Genomic DNA, 2163 nt, shown 5'->3' on the forward strand with positions numbered 1-2163 from the left:
TCAAGGAACGCTCAAAAGTCAGCGCAGAGGAAGTCTAAAGAAAACATTACTTTAGACGGAATTTACGCTGAGCTTAGTGCTTAAGGTTCTGTCTATGGTAGGTTCTTGATTTAGTTCCATTGAATTACGCAACAAAGCCCTATCAAACAGAAAAATCCTACCTCTATTGGAACCGTTATTTCATTCGACATTGTAATATTCGTCATGGCGCTGATATAAGCCCCGCTTTGATTGAACAATTTCTCTGCTTTTTAGCAGTCGAGTGTGAAGTGTCGCATTCGTACCATCCAGGAGTTATTGGGACACTGTGATGTCAAAACAACCGAGATATATACCCATGTGGTTGGTGGCCATCATACTGGGGTCATAAGTCCTCTTGATAGTCTTTAAGGCATACAACAAGACAAGCTACTAAAGCCATATCTTTTGCTTTCTGCATTAGTAAATATAAGGCAAACACAGAAACACAAAGTTAGAATCAGTCATTGTTCTAAATGATAATGGGGCATAAACAGTTTAGGCAACTCGAAAAGATTTTTTCCTAGTTGCCAGCAAATTTAGAGGATTGGTATATTAACTTTAGTCTCCTGTTAACTCATAGTTGATCCCATTAATTACCATTGCTAACTGACTGATTGGTAATCGCTTACCATATCGTCCGTAGGTCATACTGTTATTCCCATGACCGACGATTTGGGCGGTAACGTGTTCAGGAACGCCTTGCTGCTTCAACTCATCGATAAAGGTATGTCGAAACCCATATGCGGTAGGTCGTTCTCGTGGCTTCATACCTATAGTGGTTTGATACTTGCCAATTTTAATACAGTAAGATTTAGACCAATCGTCAAACTGATTATCTGGTATATAGTTAAAGAGGTGCTTGCTACCAGTAGCTTTAATCCTCGCTACGAAATCGAGAAGGCCCATCGTGACCAATTTTTCATGGATAGGCACTTGACGGATGCTATTGGCATTTTTTACGTATTTACCTTCTTCATTTTCTGTAATTGAGAAGTAGTAAATACCGTCTTCTTGCTTAATGTCAGTAACTTGTAGCTGACATACTTCAGAAGGGCGCATACCTGAAAGAGGTAGGATTTTTGAAATCCACTGAAACTCTTCATCCTTTTCTTTGAACAGGTGCGAACCGAAAAACTTCTTCATATCCTTCAATAGCCAACGATCACGCTGTTCATCTTGGCGCTTAGTCGCCTTTTTCTGGATTTTAACGTCTTCAAAAGCATTGAACCCAGTATGGTTCATTAACTTACAGTATTTAAAAAACTGGAAACAGGCAGCAAGGTACTCTTTATCTGTTTTGGGGCTTCGACCTTTTTTCAACAACGCATCACGGTACAGTAAGGCATGAGCCGTTGTTACATCGGCAACTCTATCTACTGGCACAAATTGGATAAAGTGGCTAACACGTGATTCTAGCTGGTGTATGGTAAGTGGTCGGATTGATTGGAGCTTTTTGGAGTCGATAAACTTTGCCAATGCATCTTTCAACGATACGAGTGATGTTGCTTGTTGAGATAAATAAAGGTACGGGTTGCCGTACTGTGGAAGTATTGCGTATTGGTATGGGTTTGGTAGAGCATGCCGCTTCATCATCGTTAAAATGGCTTCTCAGCTCATTGATACACTCATTTGCAGCAATATTGAAGTCTGCTGGGTGAGTCTGAGCTGTAATGCTGTCAATAAGTTGTTTTAGCTCAATGGCAACGCTTAGATTGCGTAATGAGGCAACTCGACGATTCTTGGTTAATAGTGAAACTTTTAAGTCAAAAGGGAACCCAAGATCACGATAATTTTTTGGTAGGCAAATACGGGTGTAGTAGTTGTGGCTGGCGGTTTTGAATAGGTACATTGTCTCAGTCAATCCTTACGGTTTAACTTAGCACCCTTCAGATATGAAAAAAGCCGCTGATTTCTCAGCGGCTTTCTTTAAAGTGGTGGAGGGATAGGGATTTGAACCCTAGAACCGCTATTAACGGTTGCCGGTTTTCAAGACCGGTGCTTTCGACCACTCAGCCATCCCTCCAGTGGCGTGAATAATATAAGGGGTGGAGGATCTTGTAAACCCTTAATTTTCATAATTTTGTTTTGTTGCTTGTTTTCTAATCATTCACGGCAATAAAAAAGGTTCATCGCGGCTTTCCG

Annotated in this window: 2 protein-coding genes, 1 tRNA gene and 1 pseudogene; 2 read left to right on the top strand and 2 right to left on the bottom strand. The window is 40.8% G+C overall.

Features of this window, described 5'->3' with window-relative positions; genetic code table 11:
• Window positions 1-119: 119 nt before the first annotated feature.
• Window positions 120-311 carry a phage integrase N-terminal SAM-like domain-containing protein gene (locus AB4384_RS23225; protein WP_372130179.1) on the top strand — a complete coding sequence of 64 codons (192 nt, stop codon included), beginning with the start codon at window positions 120-122 and terminating at the stop codon, window positions 309-311.
• Window positions 277-390, top strand: a pseudogene (locus AB4384_RS23230) (recombinase XerD); the annotation flags it as partial. The gene AB4384_RS23225 and the pseudogene AB4384_RS23230, both read left to right, overlap by 35 nt.
• A gap of 189 nt (window positions 391-579) precedes the next feature.
• On the opposite strand, the gene AB4384_RS23235 reads toward AB4384_RS23230, so the two are convergent.
• Window positions 580-1614 carry a tyrosine-type recombinase/integrase gene (locus tag AB4384_RS23235; protein WP_372130180.1) on the bottom strand — a complete coding sequence of 345 codons (1035 nt, stop codon included), beginning with the start codon at window positions 1612-1614 and terminating at the stop codon, window positions 580-582.
• 339 nt (window positions 1615-1953) lie between these two features.
• Window positions 1954-2044, bottom strand: a tRNA-Ser gene (locus AB4384_RS23240).
• Between the last annotated feature and the right edge of the window lie 119 nt (window positions 2045-2163).

Source organism: Vibrio sp. 10N.261.51.A4, from assembly GCF_041471945.1.
Classification (GTDB): domain Bacteria; phylum Pseudomonadota; class Gammaproteobacteria; order Enterobacterales; family Vibrionaceae; genus Vibrio; species Vibrio crassostreae_C.